We start from the raw sequence: 17710 nt of genomic DNA on the forward strand, positions 1-17710 counted from the left end.
GGTTTCTGCCGCTTAGTGTACTGAACTCTGTAAGGGATGGAAATAATCATGAGTGTGGGTTGTGTGGGTTGTGTGGGTTGTGTGGGTTGTGTGGCTTGGTGGGGTGATAAGACATAATCATTAACAATTCTTTTCGCTCTTCGTTAAGAAATGGTGATACATTAAATTCAGAGAATTCGTATCAGATGATTGAGGTGATGCGTGCAGGAAAATGAAAAGATTTTAGTGGTCGATGATGATGCCCGGCTCCGGTCATTGCTGGAACGTTATCTTTCAGATCAGGGTTATCATGTTCGGAGTGTTGCCAATAGTGAGCAAATGAATCGTTTGTTGGCTCGTGAGAATTTTCATCTGATGGTGTTGGATCTGATGCTGCCCGGAGAAGATGGGCTATCCATTTGTCACCGTTTACGTCAGTCGAATAATCAGTTACCGATTCTGATGTTGACAGCTAAAGGCGATGAAGAGGATCGGATTACCGGGCTTGAACAGGGTGCTGACGATTATCTGCCTAAGCCTTTTAATCCTCGGGAATTGCTGGCTCGGATCAAAGCTGTTTTACGTCGTCAGGTGAATGAATTACCCGGTGCACCGAGTGCTGAAGAAACGCTAATTGAATTCGGTGAGTTCCGGCTCAACCTCGGGACTCGGGAGATGTTTCGCGGAGATGAGGTGATGCCACTGACTTCGGGCGAATTTGCGGTTCTGAAAGTTTTGGTATCCAACCCGCGTGAGCCAATGTCACGAGACAAACTGATGAATATGGCAAGAGGACGAGAGTATTCCGCCATGGAACGCTCAATCGATGTGCAAATTTCTCGCTTGCGTCGCATGTTGGAAGTGGATCCGGCCAAACCCCGTTATATTCAGACCGTTTGGGGGTTAGGGTATGTGTTTGTGCCTGATGGTCAACTCAATTAACCCGCCAATCACTATCTTTTACATTGGGTAGTTACTGATACTCGGACTACCCAATGATGCAGGAGTCCCATGATGCGTGCCCGCAGCGCTTTTAGCCAAACCATTTTACTTTTCCTCGTCTTACTGGTTGCCAATCAGCTCTACTCTTATTACGCCGTCTTTCACTATGCGTTGCTGCCGAGCCTGCAACAGTTTAATAAGATTTTAAGTCATGAAATTCATTTGATGCTGGATGACACGATGGATGAGTATCATGACATTCCGTTGAATGCTCTGATGCGTCGGCAAGTACTGGAGAAGCTTGGGGTGACGATTCATCCGTTACAAAGTCAGGCCGGCACCGTTTATCAGCAAGCGACGTCGATTGATCTGATGAGCGAACAGATGAGTAAGGAGCTTGATTCACCGACCGATGTGCGGATGAGTCTCGGGGAAAAGAGTTATGTATTGTGGATGAAAATCGATGCATTACCCGATGTCTTGCTGCGGATTCCGCTATCGGAATTACAGGAAGACGACTTCTTACCACTGTTTTGGAACAGCCTCATGATGGCTTGTCTGATTCTATTTGGTGGCTGGTTATTCATTCGTTGGCAAAACCGCCCCTTGATCACATTGGAAAAAGCAGCGAAAGCCGTCGGGGAAGGCGATATTCCGCCACCGCTTGAAATCAAAGGTTCCTCCGAAATTCGTTCGGTGACACATGCATTTAATCAGATGGCGAAAGGGATTCAGGCGCTGGGGGAAGACCGGGCACTGTTGATGGCCGGGATCAGTCATGATTTACGTACCCCACTGACGCGTATTCGTTTGGCGACAGAGATGATGTCTGCCGAAGATCGCTATCTGGCTGAAGGGATTATCAGTGATACCGAAGAGTGTAACGAAATTATTAGTCAGTTCATGGACTACCTCAAGCCAGTTAATGCCCAGACTTTCCAGCCCGTCAATATTAACGATTTAATTCTGGAAGTTGCCCGCTCCGGAGAGCGAACGGTTGCCGTTGAAACGGAATTAGCCAAGACATTGAAACCCGCATTCGGTCATGCGATTGCGATTAAGCGAGCACTGACTAACTTGATTGTCAACGCCAGCCGATACGGTCATGGCTGGATCAAAGTCAGCTCAGGAATGACGGCAGATAATCGGCTGGTCTGGATCTGTGTTGAAGATAACGGGCCCGGAATCATGAATGAGCAAATGGGAAAAGTTTTTGAACCCTTTACTCGCGGTGATTCAGCCCGGGGGAGTGAAGGCTCCGGACTGGGACTTGCAATCGTGAAACGAATTGTCAGTCAACATCAGGGGTCTGTTTCCATGAATAACCGCTCGGATGGCGGTCTCAAAGTTCAGATCAGCTTCCCGGTGAGCGGGAAGCTGAAGCAGGCCTGATGATTGGGCTACTGAGATGAGCAGTTATGGCGTCTTTACTGCTTTACGGGTCAAGAATATCAGTGGCACTAATACCGCAAACAGAATCGTCAGGATGGAAAAGAGATCGATAGTAGACATCATAAATGACTGAGACGTGATGATACCGTTCCACTGCGCAAGCAAGCTCAACGTATCCCCATGATGCAAAGCCGGTGCAACTTGTGGGTTATAAGGCGAGATTTGTTCGGCTAAGATTGAATGATGCACACCGGCATTTCTCGACCAAATCCAACTGGTGAGCGATGAGGCAAAACTGGCACCAATCGTCCGGATAAATGTGGAGAGTGACGTTGCGTCCGCAATTTCCGGACCATGGAGATCGGAGAGCAAAATCGTGGTCATTGGCATAAAAAACAGTGCAATACCGATGCCCATGAATAGCTGGACCGATGCAATGGTGGCAAAGTCCACATCACTATTAAATCGGGCACGTGCATAGCAACTCAGGCCAATAACGACAAATGATAACGACGCAAGTTTGCGCATATCGAGGTGACTGCCGAAGCGACCTAAAATGGGTGTCATAAAGAGTGGAATAATCCCCATCGGTGCCGCAGCCAGCCCGGCCCAGAGCGCAGTGTAGTCCATTTGACTTTGTAACCATTGCGGCAAGATCAGGTTGATACTGAAAAAGCCGGCGAAGCCCAAGGTCAGGATGATGGTACCGATACAGAAATTGCGATTGGCAAATAGACGCAAGTTAATGATCGGATTTTCATCGGTCAGCTCCCAAATCACCATAAAGCTCAGCATGATGACTGAAAAAATAACCCCGCCGACAATCCAGTTATTGGCAAACCAGTCCAACTCATTCCCTTTATCAAGCACAATTTGTAAGGCACCAACGCCTAAAGCCATGGTGACTAAACCGACGATGTCCAGTTTGGTTTTCATCGGTTGATGAGGGCGGTCTTTCAATTGACTGAGGATGACAATGACCGAGAATATTCCAACGGGAATATTAATGAAGAAAATCCAAGGCCAGCTATAGTCGTAGGTGAGCCAGCCACCAAGAATCGGCCCGACAATCGGACCAACCACAGCAACCATGCCGATGAGTGCCAGAGCCATACTGCGCTTTTCTTTCGGGAACACCGACATCAGTAAGACCTGACTCATCGGAAACAGTGGAGCAGCGGCAAGTCCTTGCAGGGTGCGGAATACAACCAGCTCTCCCATCGTCTGGGAGATACCACAAAGAAATGATGTCGTACTGAAAGCGATGAGAGCACCGACATAAAGATGAACTTCACCGATACGACGGCTCAACCAGGCAGTAATCGGCAAACCGATCGCATTACTGACCGTGAATGATGTGATGACCCAGGTTCCCTGATTGAGACTGACACCCATATTCCCGGCAATCGTCGGCAGTGATACGTTGGCAATCGTGGTATCGAGCACTTGCATGAAGACACCCAGCGCGATTGCGAATACACACAGTGCCATATTGGCGGGCTGAAATTCCTGCGATTGACTCATCTCGTCACCTGCTTACTGATTCGCTGTGTATTGTTTGGTCGCAATATCATTTTCGGTAATGATTTGGTCGATTAGTCGATCGACACCGTCAAGTGCTTGGTTATAGACGTTGGTCTGATAACGTGGTGTTTCAGGCGTATTCTGTGATAGTAACTGCCCACTTGTATCTGAGATATCCACATCAACTTTCATCGATAAACCAATTCTGAGCGGGTGTTTTTGCACATCTTCTTTATCTAACTGGATGCGGACGGGAAGGCGTTGTACGACTTTGATCCAGTTTCCGGTTGCATTCTGAGCCGGCAGAATCGAGAAGGCACTGCCTGTCCCGATCCCCAGACTTTCGACGGTACCGTGAAATACCACATCTTCACCGTACAAATCGGATGTGAGGATAACCGGTTGTCCGATACGCATATCGGTCAACTGAGTTTCTTTGAAATTGGCATCAACCCAGACACTCTTTAAAGGAACGACAGCCATCAGTATGGAGCTTTGATTGATCCGTTGTCCGACCTGTACATTGCGCCGGGCAATATAGCCCGAAACGGGAGCAACCAACTGAGTCCGTTGTTTCTCCAGATAGGTTTGTTTGACTTTCGCAATTGCGGTCTTGACCAAAGGATGTGTCTCTACAGTGGTATTATGAATCATCGCTTGTTGAGATTTGAGTTGTTGCTCTGCGACGGCCAAGGCTTTTTCCGCGGAGTTCATCATATCTTGCGCATGACTGAGTTCTTCCTGAGACAGTCCGCCGGCAGCGACCATATTTTTACGTCGTTCAAAGTCTGTTTTAGCCTTATTCAAGGCGATTTTTCTTTCTTCTACAACAGCGTTAGCTTGTTGGACATTATTGAATAAGCCCCGAACTTTGCGCACGGTCTGAGCGAGATTTGCCGTTGCATTCTCAAATGCTAACTGAGCATCGGCATCATCAAGGCTAACTAAAACCTGCCCCTGTTTGACATAGTCACCATCTTCAGCGGCTATCTGAGTGACTGTACCGCTAATCTCCGGTGTGATTTGTACCAGATTACCTTTCACATAAGCATCTTCGGTTTCCTGATGACCAACCACGTAATGCGTGTAATAAAATCCCGTCCCAACGGCTGCAATCAAAATGATAACCAGCAAAATCGTTAAGCTTTTTTTGCGCTGCCCTTTGCGAGGTGAATCAACCGTTTCATTTGTATGATCTTGCATATTCATAAACCTTCATCATGATTAATTTGCTGTGGTCGTGAGATGATCGCTTGGAGACGTATTGTGAAAGCCGCCTCCCAATGAACGAATTAAGTAAACTTGCTGTTCTTGTTGCTGATTCTTTAGCTGAGTAAATGATGATTCAGCCTGAATCAGTTGTTGCTCCGCCAGAAGCACCTCAAGATGGCTCCCCATGCCTGCTTCATAGCGTTTTTCTGTAATATGGTAGCTTTTGTCAGCCAATCGCATACTTTGCTGAGCATCTTTAAGCTGTAACTCGAGTGATTTGATGATCAGTATGTTATCGCTCACTTCGCCCAGCGCCTTGATCAATGTGTCATTGTATTGGGCGACCGCGCGATCGTAGCCAGCCGTTTTCTCAATCAGATTCGCTTTTAAATCTCTGGTAAATAGGGGCAGGGAAATTGCCGGCCCCACCCGCCATGAACGGCTGACATCCTCAAATACGGCGTCCCCGAGCATGGCTTTGAATCCAGCCCAGAAGCTTAAATTTACATTCGGATAGAAACGTGTTTTGGCCGCATCGATTTCTTTGCTCATCGCTTCAACGCGCCACTTGGCAGCGACAATATCGGGACGATGAGACAGCAGGCTGGCCGGGAGGTTCTGTGGCAGTGATAGTGCAGTTTTCATTTGTATCGAAGGGCGTTGAATCGTTGTCGCCAGATCCGGCCCTTGTCCCACCAATGTTGCCAGTGCATTTTTCAGTTGGCGAATCACCAAAGCCCGTTGCTTCACAATTTGTCTTGCTGCTGCCGCACTGCTTTGAGCGGTGTATAAGCGATCTTCTGAGGTTAAACCATTTTTCAGCAGGCGCTGGGTAATCTCGACAATACGCTGGGTTCGCTCAAGATCTTGTCGCGCTAAATCTTGTAGTGCATAAGCATTGGACAGTTGTATATAGGTTTGGGCAATTGCGCTGGAAAGTGTAATTTTCGCTGCCTGATGATCGATTTCGGCTGCGCGTTGGTTATTGACGGAGGCTTCCCAGATATCACGGTTGCCGCCCCACAAATCGAATGTATAGTTTCCCGTTAGCCCGAGGGTGTACAGTGTGCCGTAACGATTGCCTTGCAGCGTGGAATCTTCAGAACGGGAAAGTCTGGAGCGTGTTGCCCCTGCGGTCGCAGACAAGGTCGGATCAAAATGCGCGTTGGCAGCCATGACCATGGCTGATGCATTGACCAGATTCGCATCTGCTAACTGCATCGTCGGACTGTGATTTAAAGCCGTTTGGATCAGGTGATCCAATTGTGTATCACCCAATCGTTGCCACCATGTTTGAGTCGGCCATTTGGCTGGCGATAGTTGAGGATGATTTAACTGATGACTGTGGGCTAAAACCGCTTGATTTGTAAGATGATTTTTCGGCTGAATGCTATTCGGCGCAGCACAGCCACACAAGCTCAAGGTGATGGCAATAGAAAAGCGCTTCACTAAATGTTTCATTCTGCTCCCTCGATAAACTTATCTTTACAATTGGCTGGTGTATTTGACAGGACAATTTTCTTCAGACAGTGACGCAGTTGGTCGAATTCTGCTTTGTTCAGGGCTTGGGTCAGTTCATCCAGAGAGTTCATGGCTAGTGGTGTGGCACGTTTTACGACTTCAACACCTTTGGGGGTTAAAGCCAGTCGTATTGAACGGCGATCATTGGGATCGGGTAAACGTTGAATGAGTTGTTTTTTCTCCAACCTATCAAGTGTCCGGGTAATCGCACTGTTATCTACATTTAAAGATTTACCGATGAGTGACGGACGGTCACAGTCAAAGTGGTAGATTTTAAACAGCACTTTGCATTGGGTTGAGGTGATGTCTTCGGGCATCAAGTGAGCATCAAGGATACGATCTTTGATTTGCACCGCTTTCGTTAACAGAAAGCCGAGGTTTTCAAAGATATGATCTGGTGTTTTTTCTGTCATGATGCTGATGTCCTCCGTATCCATGTTATGTCTATCAATGTCGCTACTTTGATAGGGTGCAATCATTTCAATGACAGATATTATTTACTTGCCTTATCATTTATTGTCATATCATTAATTGACTATGCAACTATTATTGAATGCGTTTTGAGCGAAGTCAACCGAAAATATAATGGCATTCACTCAATCTTTGACAGCATCAATCACAACAAGAAATAACCGATGAAAATAAAGAGGATGGCACAAATGACTGACTGGTGAGTCGGGGGAGATGTGGTGTTATTTGAGTATTATCGTTAACTGACCGATATCGATATTAAGAGAGTTAGGGGGTGTTGACCTTTTGTGGTTAAATTTTGTTCAATCTGAACGGGTATTGATCGCAGCGCGGGGCATGCCGCTTAGCTATCCTAAGCAAATCCCCTAGGCTTTTACATAAACATCCCGTTCGCCAAGCCAGCGATCAATAATGGCTGTCGCGTTGTCCGGGTAACGTTCATGAATGTGTCGTGCAATGCGTTGTACTTCCGGAATGAGTTGTTGATCCCGCACCAGATCCGCAATCTTAAAGTCAGCCAGTCCGGTCTGTTTGGTGCCGAGTAGTTCACCGGGGCCGCGGATTTCCAGATCTCGCTGAGCGATAATAAAACCATCGTTGCTCTCGCGCATAACGCCCAAGCGTTTCTGTGCGGTTTTCGACAGTGGGGGATGATAAAGCAACACGCAGTGACTTGCGACAGAGCCTCGGCCGACACGCCCTCTCAGCTGGTGGAGCTGAGCCAACCCGAGTCGTTCCGGATTTTCGATGATCATCAGACTTGCGTTGGGGACGTCCACCCCAACTTCAATGACGGTGGTCGCGACAAGCAGATGGATCTGATTCTCTTTAAAATCTTGCATGACTTGTTGTTTTTCTGCCGATTTCATCCGTCCGTGTACCAAACCGATCCGAACGCCGGGTAGCTGTTGCTGAAGCAACTGGCTGACTTCTTCTGCCGCCTGCGCTTCAAGAATTTCAGACTCGTCAATGAGGGTACAAACCCAATAAGCTTGTTTGCCTTCGGTCAGGCAAGCATGACGTACCCGTTCAATGACATCATCTCGCTTGGTATCCGGGATGGCTACCGTTTGAATCGGTGTGCGACCCGGCGGCAGTTCATCAATGATGGATGTTTCCAGATCGGCATAAGCTGTCATTGCCAGTGTGCGTGGAATCGGGGTCGCAGTCATAATCAGCTGGTGAGGGAAACACCCATTTTTTACGCCTTTTTCCCGCAGTTCCAGACGTTGATGAACACCAAAGCGGTGCTGTTCATCAATAATGATCAACGCAAGATGATGAAATGCGACCTGTTCCTGAAACAATGCATGAGTGCCGACGACCATGTGAATCGCACCGGATGCAATGTCAGCCAACGCTTGTTCTTTGGCTTTGCCTTTTAGTTTTCCGGCCAGCCAGCCGACGCGTAATCCCATACTGGCAAACCAGTTGTTGAAGTTGAGTGTATGTTGTTCCGCCAACAGCTCCGTGGGTGCCATCAGGGCAACCTGATAGCCATGCTCAATGGCTCGTAGTGCGGCCATTGCTGCGACCAGCGTTTTCCCTGAGCCGACATCGCCCTGTACTAAACGCATCATCGGATGATGCTTCTCCAAATCGGATTCAATTTCACGAACCACACGTTCTTGTGCTCCCGTCGGCCGGAAAGGAAGTTGAGACAAAAGCTGCTGTTTGTATTGGTCGGCAGGCGGCAGCGCTAATGCCAAGTCTTGTTGACCACGATGCCGGACTGCCAGCATCGATAAGTTTTGTGCGAGCAGCTCTTCTATAATCAGGCGTAGCTGTGCTGGGTGGCGCCCCTGATCAAATAACTCAAGCTCAATATCTGCCGCAGGTCGGTGAATGGTATGCAGTGCTTGTGATAAAGAGATTTGATGATGATACAGCCCTTCGGGTAACAGTTCTTGCACCGCGGCTTTATCAAGGAGCGCCAGCGCCTGCTCGGTTAATTGACGGAGTGTCAGTTGCCTCAGTCCGTCTGTTGTCGGGTAAACCGGAGTCAGGCTGGCTTCTGCATCAACCGGTTGCTGTGGGGTATAAAACTTATATTCCGGGTGAATGATCTCAAGGCCGCTATTGCCACGTTTAATTTCCCCGTATGCATGAACAAATTTCCCCTCGGAGAAATTATTTTTCATTGCTGCTGTGAAATTAAAGAATCGGAGTGTCAGCGAACCGTGTCCGTCGCTAATTTTGACCGTCAGCATTTTTTTGCGTCCGAAAACCGTACTTGTGTGCATGACTTCGCCCTGAGTGGCACACCATAATCCCGGATGGAGTTGAGCAATGGGATAAACACGTGTTCTGTCTTCGTAACGGAGGGGAAGGTGAAACAGCAGATCTTGTACGGAATTCAAACCGATCCGGCTGAGTTTTTCAGCGACTTTGGCTCCGACGCCTGACAGTGATGTTAACGGAATAGCTGAAAGCAATTGCGACATGAGCGGTTGTTTATAATGCATTGAGTTAGCAAATATTCAACCATCGAACTGTTTTTTTGTACAGGTTTTTTATGCTTTTATTTTAAGTTGAGTCGCATTGTGACCGGTTAATCAATCGGATTGATGATTGGTGACCCGGGCAAAAACAACAAAGACCCGATATCGGGTCTTATGCTGAAGAATAGCGTGATATCGCTTAGCTACGTTTGCGCCGGACTTTCAGAGCGTGAGGCATAACACGGATTTTACGCATGATTCCCGCAAGGTGAACCCGATCTTTGGTGGTCAGTAGTACCGTCACGGTATACAGACGTCCGTCTCTTTCTTCGGTTGAGATACCGTGAATATTCGAACCGGTTTGGGAAATCACATTTGTCAGTTCTGCCAGCGCACCCTGATGATTCTGCATATCGATTTTCAGTTCGGTGATAAATTCCTGATCATAGTCATTCGACCATTCGACAGCCATATATCTTTCAGGCTCACGTTGATAACCCCGGACATTGGCACAGGTTTCACGGTGAACGACCAGTCCTCTTCCCGGAGAAATATGCGCCACAATATGGTCATCGGGAATCGGGTGACAGCAGTTGGCAAAGTTCAGCAAAATACCATCAGCCCCCCGGATCGGCAGTTTCCGTTTCGGTCTGTTGCTATCATTAACGGCCATACCATCGGTATTCCCCAGCAGGCGGCGGGCAATCACGATACTCATGAGTTCACCGAGACCAATTGCTGCCAGCATATCGTCCAGTTGTTCCATTTTCAGTTCAGAGAGAACTTTCTGGATACTTTCCGGATCAATACTGGTGATGGTTTGTTCACCCAAAGCGTGATTGAGCAGGCGTCGTCCCAGCGTCACCGACTCTTCTCTGCGCATGGTTTTGAGCACCTGACGAATCTTTGTCCGTGCCCGGGAGGTCACCACATAATTGAGCCATGCCGCATTCGGACGAGCCCCCGGTGCACTGATGATTTCTACGGTTTGTCCGTTCTTTAACGATTTACTCAGCGGATACGGATTCCGGTCTACCCGGGCTCCGACACAGGTATTGCCGACATCGGTGTGCACAGCATAGGCAAAATCGACGGCGGTTGCGTCTGCCGGAAGTTCGACGATTCGCCCTTTCGGGGTAAATACGTAAATCTCATCGGGGAATAAATCAGATTTGACGTTTTCAATGAATTCAAATGAATTACCGGCGCTTTGCTGAAGTTCCAGCAAACTTTGCATCCAGCGTTGCGCTTTGACTTGCGCGGTGGTTCCGGTCCGTTCCCCGTTGCCTTTGTAAGACCAGTGCGCTGCCACACCTTTGTCGGCCATCTGATCCATGTCATCAGTTCGGATCTGAACTTCTACCGGAACACCGTGCGGGCCGACCATTGAAGTATGGATTGACTGATAGCCGTTGGCTTTCGGTACAGCGATATAATCTTTGATACGCCCCGGACGAGGTTTGTACAGGCTATGCACCTGACCAAGAACCCGATAACACGTGTCCGCAGTATCGACGATAATCCGGAAGGCATAGATATCCATAATACTATGGAAGCGCTGCTCTTTCGTTTTCATCTTGTTATAGATAGAAAACAGATTTTTTTCACGCCCCACGACTTTGGCCGTCAGCCCGACTTCTTTCAGTCGGCCTTCAATCTCGGTATGGATACGCTGAATCATCTCTTTACGATTGCCCCGTGCTGATTTGACAACATTTTTCAGCACGCGGAAGCGATTGGGATAAAGGGCTTCAAAGCCAAGCTCTTCCAACTCAACTTTAATATTGTGTATCCCGAGGCGGTGAGCCAGTGGTGCATAGATTTCCAGCGTTTCTCTGGCGATCCGGCGTTTCTTGTCCGGACGAAGTGCACCGAGCGTTCGCATATTATGAGTCCGGTCAGACAGTTTGATCAGAATGACACGGATATCCTGAACCATGGCCAGCACCATTTTGCGGAAGTTTTCCGCTTGTGCTTCTTTGCGATCTCGAAATTTGAGTTTGTCGAGTTTGGAAACACCGTCAACAAGTTCAGCGACAGCGGTACCGAACTGGGTTTCCAATGCTTCTTTGGTGACTTCTGTATCTTCGATGACATCGTGGAGGAGTGCAGCTTGCAACGTTTCCAAATCCAAACGCATTTCTGCCAGAATTCGGGCAACTGCGACCGGATGGATAATATAAGGTTCTCCGCTGGAACGTGTCTGACCCTCGTGAGCATCTCTCGCGACGACATAAGAGTGACGTAGAGCCTCAATTTGAGGCTCTGTCAGATATTCCTGGGCAACGGCTTTGAGGCTATCGAATAGATACAAATTTTAGGCCCGTCTGTTGTGTTACCTGCAAAAATTAACGGTTATGAGCGATACTGCTCACTGCTGCCAGTTCTGCGGCTTCTTGTTCTTGTTGCTCTTGACGCTCACGAGCATCAAGCACGTCTTTTGTAATCAGACCATCTTCAATCTCGCGCAGAGCGATAACGGTCGCTTTATCGTTTTCTTCAGGCACCAATGGATCTTTTCCACCTGTTTGCATTTGACGAGCGCGGCGGGCCGCAATAAGAACCAAATCGAAACGGTTACCAACTTTTTCAACTGCGTCTTGAACAGTTACGCGTGCCATGAGAACTCCAAATTGTTAATAAAAATCTATAAATGACCAGAAATTATACAACCGAACGGAACGAATTGTAAACTTCATGGGGTATCTCGTCGGGGGTTTTTATTGTCCGTTAGACAATAACTCCGACAGCATATTGCTATATTTAGCAGCTTGCTTGTCTTGCTTCAATCTTTCTGCGCGAATGATCGCTTTAAAATCCATCAGTGCAGCATCAAAATCGTCATTGATGATGAGATAGTCATATTCGGCATAGTGAGAGGTTTCTGACTGAGCTTCACTCATTCTTTTCTCAATCACTGCCTGATTATCTTGGCCACGGGCGTTCAGACGCCGTTCTAGTTCTTCCTTTGAGGGGGGAAGAATAAAAATACTGCGGGCTGCCGGCATTTTTTGCCGAATTTGCCGCGCACCCTGCCAGTCTATATCAAGGAAAATATCGATCCCTTTCCCTAATGTCTCTTCGATCCAGACTTGAGAAGTACCGTAATAGTTACCGAAGACTTCGGCATATTCGAGAAATTCACCTTTGGCAATCAGGGCTTCAAAATTGGCTTTATCGACAAAATGATAATGAATGCCATCCTGCTCACCCGGTCTGGGCTGGCGGGTTGTATGTGATATGGAAACTTTCATGGCATAGGTCGGGTTCTTTTCCAATAAGGCCGCGATCAGGCTTGATTTTCCTGCACCACTCGGGGCTGAAACGATGTAAAGCGTACCTTGACCCATCATGTCTATTTCACTCTCACTATCAGTTAACCGATGATCACCAAGCGGGATGCTCAGGATCTTTTGAACCCATGTGACTCATTTTAAACCGATCATGAGGAGAATACCGAGATTTATTTTGAGTAGAAACATGGGTAGAAAAATGGAGGCGAAGGGTATCACAATCCATTCTTATCGCTCAAGTCTGGCTGGTCGCGTTTGGTCGATTATTCTGAGTGCCGTGCCGGAGAGAGGGAGAATAATGTGAAAAACCCCTCTTTTCATCACAGTCTATCGTGGTTCGCTATTGATTAATGTGATAACGTCGCGCGAGTTTGTGTAGCACAAACTATACAATAAACAAGGTCTATCATTTCCATTTGAATAGACATATAAAAGCGCAGGCATAGACGATAACACGGGCGATGTCATCTATATAAAACAATGAGGAACATCATGAAAAAAATGAAGTTGACCACCAAAATCTTCATTGGTCTTGCTGCCGGGGTCGCAGTCGGATTGCTTCTGCAAGGAGCACCGGATATTGCGAATACTTATATAAAACCCATCGGAACATTATTCATCAACTTGATCAAAATGCTAATCGTCCCTTTAGTATTTTCATCGTTAATTGTTGGTGCCGCCAGTATTGGTGATATTAAAACACTCGGAAGAATCGGAGGAAAAACACTTAGTTACTACCTATTAACGACCGCTTTTGCAGTGACAATCGGTTTGTTTTTGGCAACAATCTTTATGCCGGGGGCTGGATTGACCATTCCGGTCAGCGGTACGAGTAAAGCCGTAGCAAGTGTCAGTCTGGTGGATACATTTTTAAATATTATCCCACAGAACCCGTTAAAGGGACTTGTTGAAGGCAATATGCTCCAGATTATTGCTTTTGCTCTATTCCTTGGGATGGGAGCGACCTCTCTTCCAGAAAACAAAGCTCAGCCATTTATTTCATTTTTCGAAAGTGTGGCTGAAATTATGTATAAAATTACCGGCTTTATTATGTCATTAGCACCTTATGGGGTGTTTGGCCTGATTGTCCCTGTTGTTGCCTCAAATGGTGCCGCTGTCCTGATTCCTTTAATTAAGGTCATTGGTGCGGTATATGTGGGCTGTATCATACAGATGGCATTGGTCTATGCAGTCACCGTCAAAGGATTTGCGGGCATTTCGCCATTACGGTTTATGAAAGGTATTTTACCTGCAGCTGCCACGGCATTTAGTACGTCGAGCAGCTCCGGCACTTTGCCTGTCAGTATCCGGACAATTAAGGAAAACTTCGGCGTATCGGACAAAATAGCAAGTTTTGTTCTGCCACTCGGGGCAACTATCAATATGGGCGGCACATCCCTCTATCAAGGGGTTTGCGCACTCTTTATTGCTCAGGTTTATGGCATCGATTTAACCTTCGCACAAATGGGAACCATTATTCTGACGGCAACGTTAGGTGCAATTGGGACGGCCGGTGTTCCCGGTGGTGGCTTAATTATGCTATCCATTGTTTTAACGTCAGTGGGACTGCCGTTAGAAGGTCTAACACTGATTGCGGGAATCGATCGCATATTGGATATGGCAAGAACATCGATTAACGTGATTGGCGATCTGGCTGCATCAATTGTGGTTGGCGCTTCAGAAAAAGAAATTCAGTATCCTCAAGGACAAGAGCAAACATCTGAACAAGGAAGAGAACAAGAACGGGAAGTGGAATCAGCAACTTCACTTTCATAATCATCTTATCTCTGTCCCCTGTATAGACCTACCTGCACAGGGGCTGATTGCTACAGTCAAGACATCGCCCGTCTTTACCTGCTTCTAGCGAAAATATTCCGGTTTGTCCGTCAGGATGAGCCGGAATATCTCTTATCCATATCCTCAATCTCTGACTTTTTTTACGCCATTGAACCCGCTTGCGCTCATCGGTCGTTGCTGTATAATCCGCCCTCTTTTTTGCGCAAGATTGGCTCAAAAGAGTATTGAACCGAGGCAAATTGTCTCAGATGCATAGATTTGGGTTCCCTCACCCCAAACCAAAAGAAAAAGGTACATCATGAGTATTTTTACCATAGCACAGCAACGCAAGGCGCTGAGTTTTCTTGTTTTATTCCACTTACTGATTATTGCTTCCAGTAACTACTTAGTGCAGATCCCCTTTACTGTCATGGGCTATCACACGACTTGGGGAGCATTTACATTCCCGTTCATTTTTCTCGCGACGGATCTGACGGTCAGAATCTTTGGTGCTTCACTGGCCCGGCGAATTATCTTTTTAGTGATGATCCCGGCTTTAGCCGTTTCATATCTTTTATCGGTACTGTTCTTTCAAGGCCATTTTCAGGGCGTTGAACCATTGAGTCAGATCAACTGGTTTGTGGCCCGAATCGCGATTGCCAGTTTTATGGCCTATCTGTTCGGGCAAGTGTTGGATGTTCAAGTCTTTAACCGCTTACGCCAGCTGAAGCAGTGGTGGGTGGCACCAACGTGTTCAACACTGTTTGGTAATGCGCTGGATACTGTGGCCTTTTTTGGGATTGCTTTCTATCAAAGTCCAGACCCGTTTATGGCACAGCATTGGCAGGAAATCGCTATGGTCGATTATGGTTTTAAACTGGTGATTAGTTTAGGGCTGTTTGTGCCAATGTATGGGGTATTACTGAACTATTTGGTGAGCCGTATTACTGCAATCAATCCGAACTTTTCACTGACGAGTGCCAAGGCTTAAAGGTCATTGTGTGCGTTGTATTGAGCGACACTGTTGTTGTGTTCAGGATGGCAAGCTGACAGGGAACTGATGAATCTGTATTGATCCGGTGCCTGATTGAGAGATGTGACCCGCTATGTTTCGGGTCACATCTGGTTTTGATGGTTATTAATGGTTATGCGCTGTACCTGCACCCTTCGGATAGCGAATGGATTCCACCATTTCCTGCACATCATCGGGCACTTCTGCCGTAAATTTATTGACCACAATGGCGACCACAAAATTCAGACACATCCCTAATGTTCCTATTCCTTCCGGACTGATACCGAACCACCAGTTGGCGGGGGTATTGTCTGCCGGATTGATGAACTTAAAGTAGATGATGTATGCCGCAGTGAAAACAATTCCCGAAAGCATACCTGTTATCGCCCCTTCTTTATTCATTTTCTTATAGAAAATCCCCATGATAATGGCCGGGAAGAAGGATGCGGCAGCAAGGCCGAAGGCAAAGGCGACCACCTGCGCCACGAATCCCGGAGGATTGATTCCCAGATAGCCAGCACCGATCACGGCCAGTGCGGCGCCGATTCTCGCTGCAAGTAGTTCTTGCCTGTCGGTCATGTCTGGTTTGAAGCCTTTTTTGAGTAAGTCATGTGAGATTGAGGTGGAGATTACCAGTAGCAGACCCGCTGCGGTTGAGAGTGCAGCAGCAAGACCACCGGCAGCCAGTAAGGCAACGACCCAGTTTGGCAATTTGGCTAACTCCGGAGAAGCCAGTACGATGATATCGCGGTTGATCTGCACTTCATTACGCGAATCGCCTGCATAGAACATGCGGCCATCACCATTTTTATCTTCCCATGACACCAGCCCGGTACTCTCCCAGTTTTTAAACCAACTGGGTGCATCGGCAGACTGAACCCCTTGCATATCGGGACCATTGATCGTATCAATCATATTTACCCGGGCAAATGCCGCAACCGCCGGAGCTGTGGTATAGAGCAAGGCGATAAACACCAACGCCCATCCGGCAGAAATCCGTGCATCAGAGACTTTCGGTACGGTAAAGAAGCGGATAATGACGTGGGGGAGTCCTGCCGTACCAACCATCAAGGCGGCACAGATAAAGAAGACATCGACCATACTTTTTGAACCGTCAGTATAGGCGGTAAAGCCCAATTCCTGAGTTAAGCCATCTAATCGATCCAAGAGATAAGTATCAGTATCGGAGATGGTTGAACCGAATCCCAGTTGTGGAATCGGTGTCCCCGTCATCATCAGTGAGGTGAAAATGGCAGGTACCAGAAACGCGAAAATCAGTACGCAATATTGGGCGACCTGTGTATAAGTAATACCTTTCATCCCACCCATGACCGCATAAAAGAATACGATCGCCATGCCGATAATAATTCCCATGTTGATATCGACTTCGAGAAAGCGGGCGAAAACAACGCCAACGCCGCGCATCTGGCCGGCAACATAGGTGAAAGAGACAAAAATAGCGCAGAATACCGCTACCATTCGTGCTGTTCTGGAATAATAGCGATCACCGATAAAATCGGGAACGGTAAATTTGCCGAATTTTCTGAGGTAAGGGGCGAGGCAAAGTGCAAGTAAGACATAGCCGCCGGTCCAACCCATCAGGTAGACACCACCGTCATAGCCAATAAAAGAGATGATCCCCGCCATAGAAATAAATGATGCCGCAGACATCCAGTCCGCCGCGGTTGCCATCCCGTTTGCCACCGGATGAACGCCACCACCGGCGACATAAAACTCACTGGTTGAAGCGGCTCTTGCCCAGATTGCAATGCCGATGTACAAGGCAAAGGTCACACCCACGAGGATAAATGTCCAAGTTTGAATATCCATACGTCACTCCTTGATTAGTCTTCGTGGACGTTATATTTCTTGTCGAGTGCGTTCATTCGCCAGACATAGATGAAAATAAGGGCAACGAAAACATAGATCGATCCCTGTTGGGAAAACCAAAACCCGAGTTTAAAACCAGCGAATTGAATGGTGTTCAGTGCGTCTACAAATAAAACCCCTGCACCGTAAGAAACCAGAAACCAAATAGCGAGCAGGGTTCCCATGATTCCTAAATTCTCTTTCCAGTAAGCTTGTGCGTGCTCCGATGATTCGAACGCCATAGCCGTCTCCTTCCTGTTATCGGTATTATTGTTAAT

Annotated in this window: 14 protein-coding genes; 4 read left to right on the forward strand and 10 right to left on the reverse strand. The window is 47.4% G+C overall.

From position 1 onward, the window contains the following. Positions 1 to 201 precede the first annotated feature (201 nt). Both ompR and envZ read left to right on the forward strand, forming a co-directional pair. Positions 202 to 921 carry an osmolarity response regulator transcription factor OmpR gene (gene ompR, locus VR7878_RS11520; protein ID WP_077336242.1) on the forward strand — a complete coding sequence of 240 codons (720 nt, stop codon included), beginning with the start codon at positions 202 to 204 and terminating at the stop codon, positions 919 to 921. A 72-nt stretch (positions 922 to 993) separates the two neighbouring features. Beyond that, positions 994 to 2313 (forward strand): two-component system sensor histidine kinase EnvZ, encoded by a 1320-nt coding sequence (envZ, locus tag VR7878_RS11525; protein ID WP_077336243.1) that lies wholly within the window; start codon positions 994 to 996, stop codon positions 2311 to 2313. 24 nt (positions 2314 to 2337) lie between these two features. On the opposite strand, the gene VR7878_RS11530 is transcribed toward envZ, so the two are convergent. The 8 genes from VR7878_RS11530 to gmk all read right to left on the reverse strand — a co-directional run bounded on the left by VR7878_RS11530 (position 2338) and on the right by gmk (position 12832). Continuing rightward, the gene (locus VR7878_RS11530) at positions 2338 to 3837 is read right to left on the reverse strand and encodes a DHA2 family efflux MFS transporter permease subunit (protein ID WP_077336244.1); all 1500 of its coding nucleotides are present in this window, start codon (positions 3835 to 3837) and stop codon (positions 2338 to 2340) included. Between the two features lie 12 nt (positions 3838 to 3849). Further along, the gene (locus tag VR7878_RS11535; protein WP_077336414.1) at positions 3850 to 5040 is read right to left on the reverse strand and encodes an HlyD family secretion protein; all 1191 of its coding nucleotides are present in this window, start codon (positions 5038 to 5040) and stop codon (positions 3850 to 3852) included. 21 nt (positions 5041 to 5061) lie between these two features. Beyond that, a complete protein-coding gene (locus VR7878_RS11540) occupies positions 5062 to 6510 on the reverse strand; it encodes an efflux transporter outer membrane subunit (protein WP_077336245.1) in 1449 nt (482 codons plus the stop codon). Next, on the reverse strand, positions 6507 to 6983 hold the full coding sequence (locus tag VR7878_RS11545; protein ID WP_159440459.1) for a MarR family winged helix-turn-helix transcriptional regulator: 477 nt from the start codon (positions 6981 to 6983) through the stop codon (positions 6507 to 6509). Before VR7878_RS11545 ends, VR7878_RS11540 begins: the two co-directional genes overlap by 4 nt. A 423-nt stretch (positions 6984 to 7406) precedes the next feature. Then, a complete protein-coding gene (recG, locus tag VR7878_RS11550; RefSeq protein ID WP_077336415.1) occupies positions 7407 to 9485 on the reverse strand; it encodes an ATP-dependent DNA helicase RecG in 2079 nt (692 codons plus the stop codon). A 196-nt stretch (positions 9486 to 9681) separates the two neighbouring features. Beyond that, on the reverse strand, positions 9682 to 11796 hold the full coding sequence (spoT, locus tag VR7878_RS11555; protein ID WP_077336247.1) for a bifunctional GTP diphosphokinase/guanosine-3',5'-bis pyrophosphate 3'-pyrophosphohydrolase: 2115 nt from the start codon (positions 11794 to 11796) through the stop codon (positions 9682 to 9684). A gap of 34 nt (positions 11797 to 11830) precedes the next feature. Then, on the reverse strand, positions 11831 to 12103 hold the full coding sequence (gene rpoZ, locus VR7878_RS11560; protein WP_038178773.1) for a DNA-directed RNA polymerase subunit omega: 273 nt from the start codon (positions 12101 to 12103) through the stop codon (positions 11831 to 11833). Positions 12104 to 12202: 99 nt separating this feature from the next. After that, positions 12203 to 12832 carry a guanylate kinase gene (gene gmk / locus VR7878_RS11565; RefSeq protein ID WP_077336416.1) on the reverse strand — a complete coding sequence of 210 codons (630 nt, stop codon included), beginning with the start codon at positions 12830 to 12832 and terminating at the stop codon, positions 12203 to 12205. A gap of 435 nt (positions 12833 to 13267) precedes the next feature. On the opposite strand from gmk, the gene VR7878_RS11570 reads away from it, so the two are divergent. Together VR7878_RS11570 and VR7878_RS11575 are read left to right on the forward strand one after the other, a co-directional pair. Beyond that, positions 13268 to 14551, forward strand: coding sequence for a dicarboxylate/amino acid:cation symporter (locus VR7878_RS11570; RefSeq protein ID WP_162841941.1), 1284 nt, complete (start codon positions 13268 to 13270; stop codon positions 14549 to 14551). A 319-nt stretch (positions 14552 to 14870) separates the two neighbouring features. Continuing rightward, positions 14871 to 15542, forward strand: a complete 672-nt coding sequence (locus VR7878_RS11575) for a 7-cyano-7-deazaguanine/7-aminomethyl-7-deazaguanine transporter (protein WP_077336248.1) — start codon at positions 14871 to 14873, stop codon at positions 15540 to 15542. A 147-nt stretch (positions 15543 to 15689) separates the two neighbouring features. Here the strand turns inward: VR7878_RS11575 and VR7878_RS11580 are convergent, their stop codons facing one another. Together VR7878_RS11580 and VR7878_RS11585 are read right to left on the reverse strand one after the other, a co-directional pair. Continuing rightward, a complete protein-coding gene (locus tag VR7878_RS11580; RefSeq protein ID WP_077336249.1) occupies positions 15690 to 17393 on the reverse strand; it encodes a sodium:solute symporter family protein in 1704 nt (567 codons plus the stop codon). 14 nt (positions 17394 to 17407) lie between these two features. Then, positions 17408 to 17674 carry a DUF4212 domain-containing protein gene (locus VR7878_RS11585; protein WP_077336250.1) on the reverse strand — a complete coding sequence of 89 codons (267 nt, stop codon included), beginning with the start codon at positions 17672 to 17674 and terminating at the stop codon, positions 17408 to 17410. Between the last annotated feature and the right edge of the window lie 36 nt (positions 17675 to 17710).

The organism is Vibrio ruber DSM 16370 (assembly GCF_900163965.1).
GTDB lineage: Bacteria > Pseudomonadota > Gammaproteobacteria > Enterobacterales > Vibrionaceae > Vibrio > Vibrio ruber.